Raw genomic sequence first — 16,969 nt, forward strand, 5'->3', positions numbered from 1 at the left:
CGAGGACGACCGCTCCATATTACTGCGAAGCGGAGCGGTCGCCAAGGCGAACGCGGTGTGTCACCGATCACTCCCCGGTGCGATCCGGTACGCCGCGGGCGTGCGCGACATCTTCACCGGCGACGCGACTCCGCGGTACCCGTCCTCCATCTCCACGATCATGCCGCGGTGCCGCGTGTGCGGATGCGCCGCGGCCTGGGCGGAGTCGAGGATCGGGCCCGCAGGCACCCCGTCGGCCATCAGCGCCTCCCCCAGCGCGACTGCCTCGAACGATGCCATCGCCGCCTCGAGCGCAGCCCGCAGGGCCTCGCGGTGTGCGGTGCGGTCCGCGTTGGTCGCGAATCGCGCATCCTCCACCAGCTCCCGGGCCTCGATCCGCTCGCACAGTCGCGCGAACTGCCGGTCGTTCCCCACAGCGATGAAGAGGTCGCCGTCGCCCGTCGCATACGTGGAGTACGGGGCGATGTTCGGATGGTCGTTCCCGGTCCGGGCAGCGGGCTTCCCCGTCCCGAACAGATTCGGCATGTGCGGGTGCATGACGGACAGCGCGCAGTCGAACAGCGTGGTCTCCACCCGCTGGCCTCTGCCGGAGGCATTCCGCTCCCACAGCGCCATCATGATGCCGTTGACCGCGTTGAGTCCCGTGATCATGTCGACCGCCGGCATGCCGATCCGCGTGGGACCGGTCTCCGGAGTACCGTTCACGCTCATGAGCCCACTCATCGCCTGTGCGACTGCGTCGTAGCCCGGCATGCCGCCCAGCGGCCCGTCCTCGCCGAACCCGGTCACGGAGCAGTGGACCAGGCGGGGGAACTCGACACTCAGCACGTCGTAGCCCAGATTCCACTTCTCGAGTGTGCCCGGCTTGAAGTTCTCGACCAGGACATCCGCTTCGGCGAGCAGGCCCCGCAGTGCATCCCTGCCCTCATCGGAGCGCAGATCGAGGGTCCGCACCTCCTTGTTCCGGTTCACACCCGCGTAGTACCAGGCGATGTCGTCTCGGTAGAACGGCGGGCCCCATCCGCGCGTCTCATCGCCCTGAGGCGGCTCGATCTTGAGGACGCGCGCCCCGTGGTCGCCCAGGATCTGCGTGGCATACGGCCCGCCCAGCACACGCGACAGATCGACGACGGTGATCCCGGCAAGACTGCCCGGCCCGGCCGGGGCCCCGGCCTGCGTCCCCGCCGCCGAGGTTCCGCTCAGCCCCCGCGTCACGCCCGGGCTCCCAGCGCCTCGGCGACGTACGCCGCGGCGGAATCGGCGTCCACCGCGTCCTGGAGGATGAGGTCCTTCAGGAGCTCGGCCGGGTCCTCGACGACGGCCAGCGGGTCCTGGGGATGCAGACGGTGGCGCACGACCATCGTGGCGAGGACCACGCGGCTGTAGTCGCCGTCGCGAGCACCGATCCGGACCCCCTCCCAGGCGAGGAACACTGCAGAGCACAGGCAGTACAGCGCCGTCGCGAGCTGGCGGGCCTGCGCCTCCTTCGCCGAGTCGCCCAGCGTCTCCAGCGCGTGGAGCAGTTCACCGGACAGCCGGTCCAGTTCCGCAGCGAGAGGTGCGAAGGCCTCGTCGCGGACTGCGGCCTCGGGCGCGGCGGCCTGCGTCGCATCGACGGGCGCAGCCCGGCCCCCGACCTCTGCGATGAGCTCGCCCAGGTAGCCGATGAGCGGCTTGAGCGCCGAGGACCGGTGTGCGGCGCGGACCACATCCAGGGCGACGATGTTGGACGTCCCCTCCCAGATGGACCCCAGCTGAGCGTCGCGGAACGTGCGAGCGTCGCCGTACTCCTCGATGTAGCCGACGCCGCCGCGCACCTCCATCGCGTCCGCGGTCACCTTCCGCGCCTCCCGCGTGGTGCGCAGCTTGATGATCGGAGTGAGGATGCGCAGCACGGCCGCGGCTTCGTCGTCTCCCGCGTCGGCGCGCTCGAACACGCGCGCGGTGTGGAAGGACATGGTGAGTCCCTGCTCGGCGGGCACCAGCAGTTTGGCGAGCTGACGCCGCTGCAGCGGCAGGTCGATGAGGCGCGTGCCGAACGCCTCGCGCTCCAGGCACACGAACCGCGATTCCCCGAACGCCCGGCGCATCATGCCTGCTGACCGCACGGCGTTCGACAGGCGGGACGAGTTCACCATGTCCGCCATCTGCTTGAAGCCCTGACCCACATCTCCCACCAGATAGGCGGTCGCTCCGTCCAGACTCACCTCGCCCGACGGCATGGACCTGGTTCCGAGCTTGTCCTTGAGGCGGACGATCCGATAGCTGTTCCGCGTCCCGTCCGGCAGGGTCTGCGGCAGCAGGAAGAGGCCGATCCCCTTGATGCCGGGCCGTGCGCCCTCGGGACGAGCGAGGATCATCGTGACCCCCGCATCCGCGTTGGAGCAGAACCACTTCTCACCCGTCAGTGCCCAGGACCCGTCGCCGTTGTCGCGGGCGATCGTCGTCGCACGCCCCACGTCCGAACCGGCATCCTGCTCCGTCATGAACATCGCCCCCTGGGTCAGCGTCTCGAGCGACGTCGACGTCAGGCTGGGCAGATAGCGGTCGATGAGGTCCTGGTCGCCGAACTTCCGCAGGGTGCGGGTGAGCGCGTCCGTCATCGACACGGGGCATTCGAGGCCGAACTCGGCCTGCGCGAAGAGGTAGAAGAACATGTACTTCACGATCGGCGGCATGGGCGTGTCCCAGCCCAGCACCGGCGTGTGGCTCATCGCGTGCATGCCCAGGTCCTCGAATGCGACCTTCTGCAGCTCCCGATACGCAGGATGGACGTCGATCCACTGGTGATCGCGCCCCTGCCGCGTGCGGTGATGGAGGACGGGCGGGTTCACGTCCGCCTGGTGCGCCCAGTCGTCCATCTCCCCGCCCAGCCGCGGACCCAGTTCGGCGAGGACCGGCGCGAGGTGACTCCGCAGGTCCTCATCGAGGTAGAGCGGCAGGAGCGCCTGCAGGCTCTTGTCGTCGGCCACTCGGTCGATGCCGCGACTGTCCGGAACGGGCCAAGCGGGCGCATTCGGCGCGCTCGAGGCTGCTTCTGCGGTCATGGGATCTCCTTCGATCAGGTCAGGGCTCTCACTGACCGTCGCCAGTGTCTCTGTCCTCAGCGTAGGAAGATCGCAGATAACCGTCCAACAGCAGAAAGTGAACACGCGATAACCTTGCATTATGAAAGATATCGACCTGCGTCGCCTCCGCTACTTCGTCGTGCTCGCGGAGAGCCTGCACTTCGGACGCGCAGCAGTGCTGCTCCACATCTCGCAGCCCGGTCTCAGCGCGGAGATCAGGCGACTCGAGCGGCAGCTGGGAGTGACGCTGTTCAGCCGGACTCCGCGCACCGCCCTCACCCATGAGGGCAGGACGCTCCTGCCCGAGGCCGAGGCGGTGCTCGCGGGAGCAGATCGGTTCGCCTCGGCATCCGCCGTGCTGGCCTCAGGTCAGGCCGGCGTCGTGACGATCGGGTCCACGGCGACGGTCCTGGAGCAGGGCCTGCTCGACGCGATCGCAGGCCTCGCGGAGGAACTCCCCGACCTGCGCGTCGTCGTCGACGAGCTCTCCAGCGCCGAATCCGTCACCGCACTGCGGGAGGGCCGCGTCGACGTCGCATGCGGGAACGCTCCCGCCGACGGGCCCGACGTGACGTCGACCCGTCTCACCGCAGCGCCGTTCGCACTCGTCGTGCCGACACGGCCCACTGCCGCGCTTAGACCGGTGGGCAGCACTGCGGCTGCCGGTTCCTCCCCGCAGCGCCTCGCCGACTGCGCCGAGCTGCCCTTCGCAGTCTTCCGCCGCAGCGCGTCTCCCCGACTCCACGACACCGTGCGAGCGCTGTGCGGTGAAGCCGGCTTCACCCCTGCCCTCACGTATCGGACGCGCACCTGGCGATCTGCTCTGGACGCCGTCGCAGCGGGCCTCTGCGTCTCGCTCGCCCCGCTGTCCGTGGCTCGTGCACGCGACGGAGACGACCCACGCGTGCGGATCGCGCAGGTCGTCGACTCCGACCTGCGCGTCGAATCCTGGATCAGCACACGGACCGGAGCCACCTCACAGCTGTCCGAGCGCCTCCGGCAGGCAGTGGTGGACGCGTTCCGCTGACTCCGTCAGTCGCAGGTGCCGTCGATGGAGCAGCTGGTCCCCTGTGCACCGGACAGCAGGTCGTCGAGGCTCAGCATCCCCTCGCCTGCGGACGCCTGCTCCGCGTCGACGTCCGTCTGCTCTCCACCGCCGGGCTCCGTGCCCGCGCCTTCCCCCGAGGCGACGGCGTCCGCCGCGTCCTGCTCCTCGTCGCGCGTCACATCATCCTGTGTCATGCGACCTCCTCTCCGTCTGCGAGCTGCCGGAGCGCCCGCCGGTACGTCGCGACATCCATCGCTCCGGGAGCCGCGACACGATCGTCGAACACCATGAAGGGCACGCCCTGCGCGCCCAGCGAACGTGCGCGTGCGATGTCGGCCTCCACCGCGTCGTCCGCCTCAGCGGATTCTCCCGCCGCCGCTCTCCGCACTGCCTCCTCAGGCGCTCCGGCCTCGACCGCCCTCTGCACGAGGGAATCGGTGTCGAAAGGATCGAAGGTCCCCGCGAAGTAGCCGCCCTGGAGCTGTGAGAACAGCACTGCCGCCGTGGCCTCGTCGACTGTCGCGGCGACCGTCTGCACCACGCGATGCAGAGTGCGCGTGTTCGCCATGGGCCTCTCCTGCGCGTACGGCATGTCGAGCTCCGCGGCCAGGCCTCCGACACGCTCCTCCATCGCGACGACCTGCTCCCGCGGCATGCCCTTCGCCGTGATCAGGTAGTCGATGTTCGACGGCACCGCCCCCACCGACGGCACCGCCCCGTCAGGCGCGCTGCTGTCTCCGCGGGCATGCGGTGCGCTGGGATCGAGCTCGAAGGAATGGACGACGAGGTCCACGTCGACCCCTTCGTCCGCGATCGCCCTCTCCAGCCGTCCCTGACCGACGTAGCACCACGGGCAGACGAGATCCGTCCACACGTCGATGCGGACACGACGCCCACCGCTCTGCTGCACTGCGCCATCGGTCCCTGCGGCTTCAACCACCATCGAGTCATCTCCTCTTCCACCCTGAATGTGCCACGCTCCGCACGGTTCGCGCTTCGTCTCCCTTCAACGCATGCCCCGCGGCGGGGATTCCCCACGCGCCCTGCGCGGCCCCGCCCACGACCTGCTCCCGCTCTCACTTTCTGCGTACTCTGCGCATCTTCGACTTCATGTCCTGAAGGAACTGCGCGTAGACTCTCAGAAATCTTCGAACGCCCAGCCGACGGCATCTTCTGCCACAGCGCCGGGCTCCGCCCATCCACCGCCCTCCCTCCCAAGGAGTCCGCCATGGACTTTCAGCTGCTCTCGGCCCTCGTGCTGGGCATAGCGACCATCGTCGTCCTCGTTCTCACCACCCGCCTCGATGCGTTCGTGGCCCTCCTCATCGCCGGCGTCGTCACCGGCATCGTCGCCGGCTCCGGCTTCGTGGAGACGATCGAGTGGATCACTGCAGGATTCGGCTCCACGCTCGCAAGCGTCGGCATCGTGATCGGTCTGGGCGTCTTCATCGGCAAGATCCTCGAAGTCTCCGGGGCCGCGGATGCGCTCGCCCGCGCCTTCCTGAAGATGTTCGGCAAGGGCCGCGAGCCGTGGGCGATGGCATCCGTCGGCTCACTCGTGTCCATCCCGGTCTTCTGCGATTCCGGCTACGTCATCATGAATCCGCTCGCGCGTTCGATCGCCCGCGTGAAGAAGGGCGCCTACGTCACGCTGGCGCTCGCGCTGGGCTGCGGGATGACGCTCACCCACCACATGGTGCCGCCCACCCCGGGCCCGCTCGCCGTCACCGGCATCCTCGGCGCCGACATGGGCTCCGTCATCCTCACCGGCGTCATCTTCACCGTCTGCCTGCTGCCCGTCGCCGTGGTCTACGCGAAGTGGATCGGCCCCCGCCTGGAGCCCCGCCTCAACACCACCGTCGCGAGCGAGGTCTACGGCGCCGACCATGACACGGCCCTGGCCGTGCAGGGCGGATCAGGAAGCTCTGAGGCCGTCGCCAACGTCGTGACCTACCGCCCGGAGACCTACCTCGGTGCCACACCGATCGGTCGGAAGCCTCACCGCACGAACGCCCTGCTGGGTGCGCTCCCCCTCGTCGTGCCCCTGCTGCTGATCGTCGGCAACACCGTCGCTTCGGCGATCGACCAGGGCAACCAGGGCATCATCGGCGACCAGGAGGCCGAGTACTCGCCGGCCGCCTGGGCCCAGCCGCTCGTCTTCCTCGGCAACCCCGTCGTCGCCCTCACGATCGGCGTCATCCTCGCCGTCTACGTGCTCCTGCCCCGCTGGACGCCGCGCACCCAGGTCCACGGCTGGCTGGCCGAGGCCGCCGGTTCCGCGGGCCTCATCCTCCTCATCACCGGTGCCGGCGGAGGACTGGGCATGGTCCTGCGCGAATCGGGCGTCGGCGACGCCCTGGCCACAGCCGTCGCCACCACGCCGCTTCCGGCCTTCTTCGTCCCCTTCATCATCGCGACCGTCGTCCGCATCGCCCAGGGCTCCGGCACCGTCGCGATGATCACAGCAGCATCCGTCTCCGCCTCCGTCATCGTGGAGTCCGGCCTCGATCCGCTCGTCGCGGTCATCGCCTGCACCGCCGGTTCGATGGTCTTCAGCTACTTCAACGACTCCTATTTCTGGGTCGTCACACGCTTCACGGGACTGGACGGGCTGGAGGCGCTCAAGGGCTGGTCCGGCATCACGACCGCCGTGTGGGCGGGGTCGATCCCGCTTCTCGTCATCCTCAACCTCATCGTGGGGTGAATGCCGCGCCATGGCTGACATTCTCATCATCGGGGATGACCTCACCGGGTCCAACGGCGCGGCCACCGGCCTCGCCCGGCGCGGTCTGCGCGCCGTGACTCTGCGCGTGGGCGAGGCCCACGCGCAGATCACCGCACAGCGGGAGCACTACGACGCCGTCGTGGTGACGACGGATTCCCGTCATGCATCCGCCGCCGAGGCCGCACGCCGCACCGCTGCCTCCGTCCGCGCGGGCTGGCCGGCCTCCCTCGTGTCGTCGCGCTGCGACTCCACGCTGCGGGGCCACGTCGGGGCGCAGGCCCAGGCGGTGATCGACTCGGTCCGCTCCCTGACCGACCGCGAGGTCATCGGTCTGTGCATGCCGGCGTTCCCCACCGCGGACCGTCAGACAGTGGCCGGACTGCAGCTCATGGGTGGCGTGCGCCTCGAGCACACGGAACTCGCCCATGACGTCCGGACGCCGATGACGACGTCGTCGGTGTCCGCCGCCCTTTCCCAGGACTCGACGCTCACGTGCGCAGAGATCGATCTGGAGACGGTCACCGCCGGCGGCGCTGCGCTCGAGGAGCGGATCGCACGGCTGCTCGACGGCGCGGGCTCCTCCGCGACCGCCCCCGACGTCCTGATCGGCGACGCCTTCACCGATGCGCATCTGCACGAGATCGCGCGCGCCGCTCTCGCCGTGAGGCCCCATGCCCTGTGGGTCGGGGTCGATCCGGGACCCGGCACCTGGGCCCTCGCAGAGCAGATGGGACTGGCCGATCCGACGGGACGGCCCGGAACGCGCTCGGTCCCGCCGCTGCTCGCGGTCTCCGGATCCGCGACAGAACTGACTCGGACCCAGCTGGCGCACCTCACCTCAGCCCGCGACGTGTCCGTCGTCCGTCCGGTCTTCACCCCCGGAACCCGTCGCATCGACGTCACGGCGACCAGCCGTGACATCATCCGCGACATCCGCACCGGCGCGGCCCCGATCGTGCTGCTGGCCACAGTGCTGGAGGTCGCAGACCTCTTCGATCTCAACGAGGCCGAGGCTGACGCGATCCCCGCCGCACTGGGCGCCGTCACAGCCGCCGTCCTCGCCGACGCGACGGTCGGCGGCCTCTACACCACGGGAGGCGATGTGACCGCGGAGGTCCTCGACGGCCTCGGCGGCGTCGGGATCGAGGTCCACGACGAGGTCGTCCCGCTGGCCACGGCGGGAACGCTCGTGGGCGGCCCGCACGCCGGACTGCCCATCGTCACGAAGGGCGGCCTCGTGGGCGACACCGGCACTGCCGGTGTATGCCTCGATGCGCTGGCCGACCTCGCCGCCGACCGCACCACGGCCACAGCACCACGAACCCCCACCACAGAACCAGCGAAGGATCTTCCATGACCGCACCCGTCCTCGCACTCACCCCCGGCGACCCCGTCGGCATCGGCCCGGAGATCACCGCCGCCGTCCTCCACGAGTACTCAGCCGACGAATCGGTCCACGGCATCGCAGTCGCCGATGCGTCCGTCATGCGCCGTGCCGTCGAGGTCCTGGGCCTCGACGCCGAGGTCCGGGCCGTCACCTCGTGGGACGTCCCGCACGCGGGTCCGGGCGTCATCGACGTGTTCGACATCGATGAGCTGGGTGATGCGCAGCTGGAGTGGGGCGTCGTCGACGCGCGCGCCGGCCGCGCCGCCGTCCGTGCGATCGAGATCGCGACGACCGCGGCGATGAACCAGGAGATCGCGGGCATCGTCACCGGCCCGATCAACAAGGAGGCGATCTGGGAGGCCGGATCGGAGCACCTGGGCCACACGGAGATGCTGGGTGCGCTCACAGGGGTGACGAAGCAGGACACGATGTTCGTCGTCGAGCGCTCGCACGTGCCCGGCCACCACATGCACGTGTTCTTCGCGACCCGCCACATGTCGCTGCGGAAGGCGCTCGACGCGATCACGCTGGAGACACAGATCGATTCGATCCGCCGCGCGCACCGCGCCCTCGAGGTCTACGGGATCCAGAACCCCCGCCTGGCGACGGCCGCGATCAATCCGCACGGCGGGGAGAACGGCGCGTTCGGCGATGAGGAGATCGAGATCCTGCACCCGGCGATCGACCGGGTGAGAGCGGACGGACTCACTGTCACCGGCCCGATCCCCGCGGACTCCGTCTTCCACCACGGGCTCTCCGGCCGCTACGACGGGATCCTCTCGCAGTACCACGACCAGGGGCACATCGCGGCGAAGACCTTCGACTTCGACGGCACGATCTCCGTCACGGTGGGACTGCCGATCCTGCGCACCAGCGTCGACCACGGCACGGCATTCGACATCGCCGGGAAGGCGCTGGCCGATCCGGGCACGATGCGATCCGCATTCCGCGCGGCGATCGACTACGCACCGTATGTCGATGGGATCCGCGCAGAGTACCTTCCGCGCTGAGTGATGGAACAGGTCACGCCGCGGCGAACGCACCGCGCCACCCGGAGCCGCCGCGACGCACTCGTCTCGCTGGTCCAGAGCGGCACGGTCCGCGTCGAGGACATCGCTGCGCTCCTGGAGGTGTCCGCGTCGACCGTCCGGCGTGACCTGGCTGCGCTGGAGTCCGCGGGGATGGTGTCCCGCACGTACGGCGGTGCGATCACCTCCGCTCCCTACCGCGATCGAGCGCTGGCCGATCGGCTGGCGCTCAATACTGCGGAGAAGGCGGGAATCGGCCGGGCGGCCGTCGACCTCGTCCATGACGGTGCGACGGTGTTCCTCGATGCCGGCTCGACGACGATGGCGTTCGTCGAAGCGCTCCGGCAGCGATCGGTCAGCGATGTGACGGTCGTGACACGCGGCCTCGAGAACGCCCTCCTGCTGGTCGGGTGCGACGGGATCGACGTGCACGTCGTCGGCGGTCGCCTGACCACGGCCTCCCACGGTGCGACCGGCCCGCTCGCGCTCGAGGCGCTGGGGCGCTTCTCGTTCGACCTCGCAGTCCTGGGATGCGACGCGGTCTCCGCACAGCTGGGCGTCGGTGAGCCCACACTGGAGGAGGCCTACGTGAAGGAGTGCGCGGCGAACCGCAGCGACCGCAGCGCCGTGCTGGCCGACCGCTCCAAGTTCGGGGTCACGGGGATCAGCTCCTGGGCGCGACTGCCGGAGACGTGGACACTCGTGACGGACACGGACGACGCGGACCTCCTCGCACCCTTCGAGGAGGCCCGCGTCCGCGTCCTCAGCACTGCGGACTCATCCCGCTGAACTGCCCGCCCGGCAGATGGGCAGCCGCAGGGATCAGCTTCCTGCGGGGGTGAAGTCCGTGCTGCCTGCGAATTCCGGCCGGGGCGCAGGGGCCGCGTACGGAGCGACCGTCGCGTTCTCGACCGAGTTGTAGACGATGAACACGTTGGACCGCGAGTACGGTGTGACGTTGCCGTTGGAGGCGTGCATGCAGTTCGAGTCGAACATGATGGCACCGCCTGCAGGTCCTTCGAGGACGTCGATCCCGTAGTCGTCGGCGAACCGTGTGAGTGTGTCCTCGTCGGGAGTGCCGGCGCCCTGCATGATGAGGGACTTCTTGTAATTCTCCTCCGGTGTGCCGCCCGCGCAGCTGATGTACTTCCGATGCGATCCCGGCATGATCATGAGCGGACCGTTGAACGAGTGGTTGTCCGTCAAGGAGATCGAGATGCTGACGGCCCGCGGGGAGGGCATGCCGTCCTCCGCGTGCCACGTCTCGAAGTCCGAGTGCCACCCGAACTCCTTCCCGACGAAGCCGGGCTTGTAGTTGATGCGGCTCTGATGGATGTAGACGGGCGATCCCAGCAGCTGCTCCGCGCGGCGCACGATCCGGGGATCGTTGGCGATGCGGGAGAAGACGTCGTTCGTCCGATGGATGTCGAAGATCGAGCGCACTTCGTCCGAGGCTGCCTCGACGATCGTCGCTTCATCCGCACGGACCTTCGGATCCTTCGAGAGCCGAGCCAGCTCCGCGCGGAAGGTCGTCAGCTCCTCGTCGCTGATCAGTCGGTCGATCGTGAGGTACCCCTTCTCGTCGTAGTGACGCAGGGTCGCCTCCTCCATCGGTCCTGCCTCCGCGGCGCCGTGCACGACGCGATCCTGCCGGTCGAACACCGTCGTGCGGTCGTCCTGTCGAGTGGGATATCGGTCGTGGAGCTGGGGCTGCGTGGCCTGAGCGTCGGTCGCGGCCTTCAGGGCAGTCGTCGTCAACTGGACCTCCTTGAGTGGTCGTGAGCGATGTCATCTATGGACAGGGGCGTCACTCGATCAGGTTGCAAAGCACGTGGTCGGAGCAAGGCACCCTCCCTTTTGACGCTAGCAGGATTCGTCCACGAATGCACTGGTGGTCGGTCAGCAGAGCACGACCGGACCCGCTCATGAGAACTCGCTCATCCGGATCTCATCACCGGTTCACACAGCCTCGATACTGTGAGAGCCATGACGAACACACGGCGCCACCGCCCCCTCCACACACTCTCCACCGCAGTCATCGCCGCGGCCGCACTCGCAGTATCCGCATGCGGGTCGGGCGACGAGGCCGAGCAGACCGACGGCATCGAGCAGTCCCCGGCCCCGCAGGGGGAGGGCGCTCCTGCCGACGGCGCGCAGTCCGAGGAGACGTCGACTGCCGAGTCCACTCTGTCCGGCTCCGCAGAGGGCGGCGATCTGGAGTCCGTCACCGCAGCGATCGACACGGCCGAGTCCGAGAACGGCGGGACCGTCCACCAGATCGACTGGGACGACGACGAGCACTGGGAGATCGACGTCGTCGGCGACCGCGAGTTCGAGTACCAGGTGAGCGCTGACGGCTCGACGATCGAGCAGACGGACGAGGACGACGCCGACAGCGACGACCAGCGCGAGGTCCAGCAGGCCGAGGTCAGTGTCCTCGAGGCCCTCGACGTCGCCCTCGGGGACACACCGGGCACGATCGACGACGCGGAGCTCGACGAGGACGACGGCGCCCTGCACTGGGAGGTCGGGATCTATGCCGAAGGCTCCTCGGACAGCACGGATATCCGCATCGATGCGCAGACCGGCGACATCACCGGCAGCGATGACGACGACACCGATGACGAGGGTGAGGGGGATGATGACGACTGAGTCCCCCACACGCAAGTCAGTGTGACATTCCATGACGGCCCGTGACGCTCCACTGCGTCGCGGGCCGCTGTATGACGCACAGCGACGTTCTGCGGCTCCCCACGCTGTTCTATTGCAGCTATGCGCACTTCCACTCCCCCTGCCGCGTCGACCGTCGAGTTCTCCTCGTACAGCCAGGCGTTCGGTCATCGCACGGTCCTCACGGACGTCGATCTCACCGTCCCCGCCGGCGAGCTGCTGGTGATCCTCGGGCCGTCCGGATGCGGGAAGTCCACACTTCTGCGGTCCGCAGCCGGATTGGGCGCGCCCACCTCCGGAAACGTCCTCCTCGACGGCGAAGCCGTGACAGGCGGGGACGAGCGGACGGCCTTCGCGTTCCAGGAGCCGCGCCTGCTCCCCTGGAGGACGCTCGAGAAGAACACGGAGATCGGACTGCCGCGGGGCACCGCGAAGGATGCTGCTCGCACCGAGGTCGCACGACTGCTCAACCTCGTGGGACTCACCGGCCGCGGTGGACTGCGACCGCGGGAGGTCTCCGGCGGCATGGCTCAGCGGGTGTCGCTCGCACGCGCTCTCGCCCGTCGGCCCGGAGTCCTTCTGCTCGACGAACCGTTCGGAGCGCTCGATGCCCTCACCCGACTCCAGATGCAGGACCTGCTCCTCACGATCCACCAGGAGCAGCCCACCACAGTGCTGCTCGTGACCCATGACGTCGATGAGGCCGTCCATATCGCAGACCGCATCGTCGTGCTCGGTCCCGCCTCCGGGACCGCCGACGCCCCTGCGACCGTCGTGCGCGATATCCGCCTCGACGAGCCCCGTCCCCGCGACCGCGGCAGTGCAGGACTCGCACATGTCCGCGCGGATCTGCTCTCCGCACTCGGAATCGACACCGGCGCACGCGGATCACGGACCCGTGCCGAGGGCCCGGCCCACGTCTCCTGACACCCCGGCGGCGTCTCACGCATCCGCCCCACGCATTCGTCTCACGCATCCGCCGCACCGACAACCGCACACACAGCCCCGAAAGGCACCCCGATGAACCGTTCCCGGCCCGCCCCTGTCCGCACGCCCCGCGCCACCCGCACACGGGCGCGGATCGCAGCCCTCACCGCTGTGAGCGTGTTCATGCTCACCGCATGCATGGAGGGCGAGGACACGGTCCAGGAGCAGCCGGACACGCTCGCGATCGACTGGGCCACCTACAACCCGCTGTCGCTGGTCATCAAGGAGAAGGGATGGCTGGAGGAGACGCTCGCGGAGGAAGGCGTCGACGTCGAGTGGGTCTTCTCCGCCGGCTCCAACAAGGCGAACGAGTCGCTGCGGGCGGAGACGGTCGACATCGGCTCCACCGCGGGGTCCGCGGCGCTCCTGGCCCGCGCGAACGGCTCCCCCATCAAGGTCGTCGACCTCTACTCGCAGCCCGAATGGTCCGCCCTCGTCGCCGGCCCGGACTCGGACGTCGAATCCGTTGAGGACCTCGCAGGCAGGAGCATCGCCGCGACGAAGGGCACGGACCCGTACTTCTTCCTCGTCCAGGCACTCGCAGAGGCGGACCTGGCGCTGGATGACGTGACGGTCCAGAACATCCAGCACGCAGACGGGCGCACCGCTCTGCAGTCCGGGGACGTCGACGCGTGGTCCGGACTCGACCCGATCATGGCCGCCGCGGAGTCGGACGGGGACGAACTCTTCTACCGGAACCTCGACTTCAACACGTACGGATTCCTCAATGCCCGCGAGGAGTTCCTCGAGTCCTCGCCCCAGCTCGCCCAGACGGTCCTCGACGTCTACGCCCACGCACGCACCTGGTCGCTCGCGAACCAGGACGAGACGGTGTCGATCCTCGCCGAGGCCGCGAGCATCGACGAGGAGACCGCGGAACGCACGATGGAGCGCACCCACCTCGACATCGATCCGGTCCCCGGCGATGAACAGCTTGAGGTGCTCCGCCGCATCGGTCCCACGCTCGTCGAGATCGGAGACGTCGCAGATCAGTCTCAGGTCGACGAGGCGATCGACACGATCGTCGACGACCGCTTCGCCGCCGAAGCGGAAGCGGCCCGGGTCGCAGACGCCGGCGGAGGGGACGGCGCATGAGCGCGGTGGACGAAGGCACCGGCAGCGGCCTGCGCACGGCCGGGTCGCACGACCGGTCGCCGAACCGGACTCCGTCCCCGACCGGGACCTCGGGCACGGACCTCCTGTCCCGACGCTTGGTGCAGGTGGTGCTGGGAGCGATCCTCCCCCTCTGCCTCCTGGGGGCGTGGCAGATACTCAGCGGCACGGGCGCCTTCTCCTTCGTGCAGCTCCCGCCGCCGGCCGCCGTGGCGACGGCGGGTGCCGACCTCATCGCGCGGGGTGAGCTGTGGACCCACATCGGCATCTCCGTCCAGCGGGTGCTCCTGGGCTTCATCGCGGGCGGCGCGCTGGGGATCGTGCTGGGGTCGGCAGTGGGCCTGTCCCGGTTCGCCCACGCCGTGTCCGCACCTCTCATCGGCGCGTTCAGGGCTGTGCCGTCGCTCGCCTGGGTGCCGCTGCTGCTCCTGTGGATCGGGATCGGCGAGGACTCGAAGGTGACGCTGATCGCGATCGGCGCGTTCTTCCCCGTCTACACGACCGTCGCGTCGTCCCTGCGGCACGTCGACGTCCAGCTGGTCGAGGCCGCCCGCACGTTCGGCTACAGCGGACTGCGGCTCCTGCTCACTGTGCAGCTGCCGGCGGTCGTCCCGAGCGTGTTCTCCGGACTCCGACTCGCACTCGCCCAAGCCTGGCTCTTCCTCGTCGCGGCCGAACTCCTCGCATCGTCGATGGGTCTGGGCTACCTGCTCACCGACAGCCAGAACAACGGACGCACCGACCGGCTCCTGCTGGCGATCATCCTCCTCGCAGTCCTCGGCAAGGTGACCGATGCGCTGCTGGGCCTCGTCGAGACGCGCGCACTGAAGAGGTGGACCGCATGACCGCGACTGAACGCACGACCGAACCCACAGCACAGGCCGAACCCACAGCACAGACCGAACCCCGCACCGAGGCCGAGCGCGTTGCGTTCTGGGAGCGTCAGGCGTCGCGCCTCGACTGGGCGAAGCCGTGGCACACTGCTCACGCCTTCGAGCGCCCGCAGCGGATCGGCACCCGGGAGGACGGGGCGCCGGACTTCACCGTGCCGCGCATCGAGTGGTTCGCCGGGGGCACGCTCAACGCCGCCCACAACTGCCTCGACCGCCACGTCGAGGCAGGGTTCGGGGACAAGCCTGCGCTGCTCTTCGAAGGCGAACCCGGCGATCGCAGGACGCTCACCTACGCCGATCTCCAGGAGGAGGTCTCCCGCGCGGCGAACGCGCTCGTCAGCCTGGGCGTCGAAGCGGGAGACCGCGTCGTGATCTACCTCCCGGTCATCCCGGAGACCGTCATCGTCACATTGGCGTGCGCGCGGATCGGGGCAGTCCACTCCCTGGTGTTCGGCGGCTTCAGTGCCGACGCGCTGCAGTTCCGCGTGGAGGACACCGGTGCGAAGGTGCTCGTGACCTCCGATGGCCAGTTCCGCCGCGGGAGGGCCGTCCCCGTCAAGGACGCCGCCGACCAGGCGGTGAGCGGCGACAACGACATCGAGCACGTGCTGGTGATCCGCCGCACCGGCGACGACATCGCCTGGACCGACGGACGCGACGCCTGGTGGCACGAGGCCCTGGCCGCCGCCTCGCCGGACCACGAGCCGCAGCAGTTCGACGCAGAGCATCCCCTGTTCATCATCTACACGTCCGGGACGACGGGCAGGCCCAAGGGCCTCGTCCACACGACGGGCGGCTACCTCACTCAGACGGCGTACACGCACGCACTCCTGTTCGACCTCGTCGACGGGGAGCTGGACGCGGCGAACGACCCGCAGAAGGTCGCCGACGCCGTCCACTGGTGCACTGCCGACCTCGCCTGGGTCACCGCCCACACCTACGAGATCTACGGTCCGCTGCTCAACGGCGTCACCCAGGTGATCTACGAGGGAACGCCCCAGGTGCCGCACGCCGGCAGGCACTTCGAGATCATCGAGCGCTACGGGGTCACCACCTACTACACGGCCCCCACGCTGGTGCGCTCGCACATGGGCGCGTTCGGATCGCGCCCCGCGGCGGGCGAGCGTCCGGCCGACCGCTGGGACCTCTCCTCGGTGCGGCTCGTCGGCACTGTCGGCGAGTCCGTCAACCCCGAGGCCTGGTCATGGCTGCGGCGCGAGGTGGGTGCCGGGACAGCACCCGTCATCGACACGTGGTGGCAGTCGGAGACCGGTTCCTGCGTCATGTCGCCGCGCCCCCACGACGCGTGCTGGGATGCGGAGACCACCCCCGATGCCCCCAAGCCCGGCTGCGCCACCCGCGCCCTGCCGGGGCTGTCGGCCGCCGTCGTCGACGCCGACGGCTCCCCTGCTCCCACCGACGAGCAGGGCCTGCTCGTGGTGGACGGGATCGGCCCGTCCGCGGCGCGCACGGTGTGGAACGAGCCCCAGCGGTTCCTCGACTCCTACTGGGCGCACTTCGGGGAGCGCGGCTGGTTCCTGTCCGGCGACGGCGCCCGTCGCGATGCCGAGGGTGACATCACCGTGCTGGGCCGCGTCGATGATGTCATCAACATCTCCGGCCACCGCCTGTCCACGATCGAGATCGAATCGGCCCTCGTGTCCCACCCGTGGGTCGTCGAGGCCGGTGCCGCGCCGACCACGGACCCCCTGACCGGGCACGCGGTGCTGTCGTTCGTCGTCCTGTCCCAGGAGGCCCCCGGCGTCTCCGGGGACGACCTGCGGGACACGCTGCGCGCCCACGTCTCTCACCGGATCGGACCGATCGCGAAGCCCGCGCACATCATCGCCGTGCCCGAGGTCCCCAAGACCCGGTCCGGGAAGATCATGAGACGACTGCTCACCCAGCTGTTCGAGCACACTACGCTCGGCGATACGACGTCGCTCACGAACGCGCACGCGGTGGACGACATCGCCAGGATCGTCGGACACCCGGCCGCCGAGCCGCCGACCGCCTGTCCCGCTGACCACCTGACCGCCTGACCCGCCTG

General features: G+C 69.3%; 15 protein-coding genes. 10 read left to right on the forward strand and 5 right to left on the reverse strand.

Translation table 11 applies throughout. The annotated features are described in order from the left end of the window. Positions 1 to 60 precede the first annotated feature (60 nt). Both BJEO58_RS03275 and BJEO58_RS03280 read right to left on the reverse strand, forming a co-directional pair. Positions 61 to 1,215 carry a CaiB/BaiF CoA transferase family protein gene (locus BJEO58_RS03275; RefSeq protein WP_246076011.1) on the reverse strand — a complete coding sequence of 385 codons (1,155 nt, stop codon included), beginning with the start codon at positions 1,213 to 1,215 and terminating at the stop codon, positions 61 to 63. After that, complete coding sequence (locus BJEO58_RS03280) at positions 1,212 to 3,047, reverse strand: acyl-CoA dehydrogenase family protein (RefSeq protein WP_101587695.1); 1,836 nt, start codon at positions 3,045 to 3,047, stop codon at positions 1,212 to 1,214. The genes BJEO58_RS03275 and BJEO58_RS03280 overlap by 4 nt, the downstream gene beginning before the upstream one ends. Before the next feature lie 121 nt (positions 3,048 to 3,168). On the opposite strand from BJEO58_RS03280, the gene BJEO58_RS03285 reads away from it, so the two are divergent. Then, positions 3,169 to 4,095, forward strand: a complete 927-nt coding sequence (locus tag BJEO58_RS03285) for a LysR family transcriptional regulator (protein ID WP_101587697.1) — start codon at positions 3,169 to 3,171, stop codon at positions 4,093 to 4,095. Between the two features lie 5 nt (positions 4,096 to 4,100). Here BJEO58_RS03285 and BJEO58_RS03290 read toward each other — a convergent pair whose 3' ends face one another. Together BJEO58_RS03290 and BJEO58_RS03295 are read right to left on the reverse strand one after the other, a co-directional pair. Beyond that, positions 4,101 to 4,310 carry a hypothetical protein gene (locus BJEO58_RS03290; RefSeq protein WP_101587699.1) on the reverse strand — a complete coding sequence of 70 codons (210 nt, stop codon included), beginning with the start codon at positions 4,308 to 4,310 and terminating at the stop codon, positions 4,101 to 4,103. After that, entirely contained in the window at positions 4,307 to 5,059 is a 753-nt protein-coding gene (locus BJEO58_RS03295; RefSeq protein WP_101587701.1) for a DsbA family oxidoreductase, read from the reverse strand. The genes BJEO58_RS03290 and BJEO58_RS03295 overlap by 4 nt, the downstream gene beginning before the upstream one ends. 285 nt (positions 5,060 to 5,344) lie before the next feature. Here BJEO58_RS03295 and BJEO58_RS03300 point away from each other — a divergent pair, with 285 nt between their 5' ends. Genes BJEO58_RS03300 through BJEO58_RS03315 form a run of 4 tightly spaced genes read left to right on the forward strand, consistent with a single transcriptional unit; the run spans position 5,345 to position 10,045 of the window. Further along, complete coding sequence (locus tag BJEO58_RS03300) at positions 5,345 to 6,820, forward strand: GntP family permease (RefSeq protein ID WP_101587702.1); 1,476 nt, start codon at positions 5,345 to 5,347, stop codon at positions 6,818 to 6,820. A gap of 10 nt (positions 6,821 to 6,830) precedes the next feature. Further along, complete coding sequence (locus BJEO58_RS03305; RefSeq protein ID WP_101587704.1) at positions 6,831 to 8,198, forward strand: four-carbon acid sugar kinase family protein; 1,368 nt, start codon at positions 6,831 to 6,833, stop codon at positions 8,196 to 8,198. Then, the gene (gene pdxA / locus BJEO58_RS03310) at positions 8,195 to 9,238 is read left to right on the forward strand and encodes a 4-hydroxythreonine-4-phosphate dehydrogenase PdxA (RefSeq protein WP_101587706.1); all 1,044 of its coding nucleotides are present in this window, start codon (positions 8,195 to 8,197) and stop codon (positions 9,236 to 9,238) included. Before BJEO58_RS03305 ends, pdxA begins: the two co-directional genes overlap by 4 nt. Before the next feature lie 3 nt (positions 9,239 to 9,241). After that, on the forward strand, positions 9,242 to 10,045 hold the full coding sequence (locus tag BJEO58_RS03315; RefSeq protein WP_101587708.1) for a DeoR/GlpR family DNA-binding transcription regulator: 804 nt from the start codon (positions 9,242 to 9,244) through the stop codon (positions 10,043 to 10,045). Between the two features lie 33 nt (positions 10,046 to 10,078). On the opposite strand, the gene thpD is transcribed toward BJEO58_RS03315, so the two are convergent. After that, the gene (gene thpD, locus BJEO58_RS03320) at positions 10,079 to 11,014 is read right to left on the reverse strand and encodes an ectoine hydroxylase (RefSeq protein ID WP_246076012.1); all 936 of its coding nucleotides are present in this window, start codon (positions 11,012 to 11,014) and stop codon (positions 10,079 to 10,081) included. 228 nt (positions 11,015 to 11,242) lie between these two features. On the opposite strand from thpD, the gene BJEO58_RS03325 reads away from it, so the two are divergent. The 5 genes from BJEO58_RS03325 (at position 11,243) to acs (ending at position 16,961) form a co-directional block, all read left to right on the forward strand. Beyond that, on the forward strand, positions 11,243 to 11,908 hold the full coding sequence (locus BJEO58_RS03325) for a PepSY domain-containing protein (RefSeq protein ID WP_101587710.1): 666 nt from the start codon (positions 11,243 to 11,245) through the stop codon (positions 11,906 to 11,908). 120 nt (positions 11,909 to 12,028) lie between these two features. Beyond that, positions 12,029 to 12,853, forward strand: a complete 825-nt coding sequence (locus tag BJEO58_RS03330; protein WP_101587712.1) for an ABC transporter ATP-binding protein — start codon at positions 12,029 to 12,031, stop codon at positions 12,851 to 12,853. 93 nt (positions 12,854 to 12,946) lie between these two features. Continuing rightward, positions 12,947 to 14,008, forward strand: coding sequence for an aliphatic sulfonate ABC transporter substrate-binding protein (locus BJEO58_RS03335; protein ID WP_101587714.1), 1,062 nt, complete (start codon positions 12,947 to 12,949; stop codon positions 14,006 to 14,008). Further along, positions 14,005 to 14,871: an ABC transporter permease gene (locus BJEO58_RS03340; protein WP_101587715.1), complete on the forward strand. Its 867-nt coding sequence runs from the start codon at positions 14,005 to 14,007 to the stop codon at positions 14,869 to 14,871. The genes BJEO58_RS03335 and BJEO58_RS03340 overlap by 4 nt, the downstream gene beginning before the upstream one ends. Beyond that, positions 14,868 to 16,961, forward strand: a complete 2,094-nt coding sequence (gene acs / locus BJEO58_RS03345; protein WP_101587717.1) for an acetate--CoA ligase — start codon at positions 14,868 to 14,870, stop codon at positions 16,959 to 16,961. The genes BJEO58_RS03340 and acs overlap by 4 nt, the downstream gene beginning before the upstream one ends. Positions 16,962 to 16,969 lie beyond the last annotated feature (8 nt).

The sequence above is a fragment of the Brevibacterium jeotgali genome (assembly GCF_900169175.1).
Classification (GTDB): Bacteria; Actinomycetota; Actinomycetes; order Actinomycetales; family Brevibacteriaceae; genus Brevibacterium; species Brevibacterium jeotgali.

What these genes read in the sequence shown, in the direction of transcription:
- BJEO58_RS03280 (WP_101587695.1), bottom strand. Translation starts at nt 3,047, where the DNA reads ATGACCGCAGAAGCAGCCTCGAGCGCGCCGAATGCGCCCGCTTGGCCC.
- BJEO58_RS03285 (WP_101587697.1), top strand. Translation starts at nt 3,169, where the DNA reads ATGAAAGATATCGACCTGCGTCGCCTCCGCTACTTCGTCGTGCTCGCG.
- BJEO58_RS03290 (WP_101587699.1), bottom strand. Translation starts at nt 4,310, where the DNA reads ATGACACAGGATGATGTGACGCGCGACGAGGAGCAGGACGCGGCGGAC.
- BJEO58_RS03295 (WP_101587701.1), bottom strand. Translation starts at nt 5,059, where the DNA reads ATGGTGGTTGAAGCCGCAGGGACCGATGGCGCAGTGCAGCAGAGCGGT.
- BJEO58_RS03300 (WP_101587702.1), top strand. Translation starts at nt 5,345, where the DNA reads ATGGACTTTCAGCTGCTCTCGGCCCTCGTGCTGGGCATAGCGACCATC.
- BJEO58_RS03305 (WP_101587704.1), top strand. Translation starts at nt 6,831, where the DNA reads ATGGCTGACATTCTCATCATCGGGGATGACCTCACCGGGTCCAACGGC.
- pdxA (WP_101587706.1), top strand. Translation starts at nt 8,195, where the DNA reads ATGACCGCACCCGTCCTCGCACTCACCCCCGGCGACCCCGTCGGCATC.
- BJEO58_RS03315 (WP_101587708.1), top strand. Translation starts at nt 9,242, where the DNA reads ATGGAACAGGTCACGCCGCGGCGAACGCACCGCGCCACCCGGAGCCGC.
- BJEO58_RS03325 (WP_101587710.1), top strand. Translation starts at nt 11,243, where the DNA reads ATGACGAACACACGGCGCCACCGCCCCCTCCACACACTCTCCACCGCA.
- BJEO58_RS03330 (WP_101587712.1), top strand. Translation starts at nt 12,029, where the DNA reads ATGCGCACTTCCACTCCCCCTGCCGCGTCGACCGTCGAGTTCTCCTCG.
- BJEO58_RS03335 (WP_101587714.1), top strand. Translation starts at nt 12,947, where the DNA reads ATGAACCGTTCCCGGCCCGCCCCTGTCCGCACGCCCCGCGCCACCCGC.
- BJEO58_RS03340 (WP_101587715.1), top strand. Translation starts at nt 14,005, where the DNA reads ATGAGCGCGGTGGACGAAGGCACCGGCAGCGGCCTGCGCACGGCCGGG.
- acs (WP_101587717.1), top strand. Translation starts at nt 14,868, where the DNA reads ATGACCGCGACTGAACGCACGACCGAACCCACAGCACAGGCCGAACCC.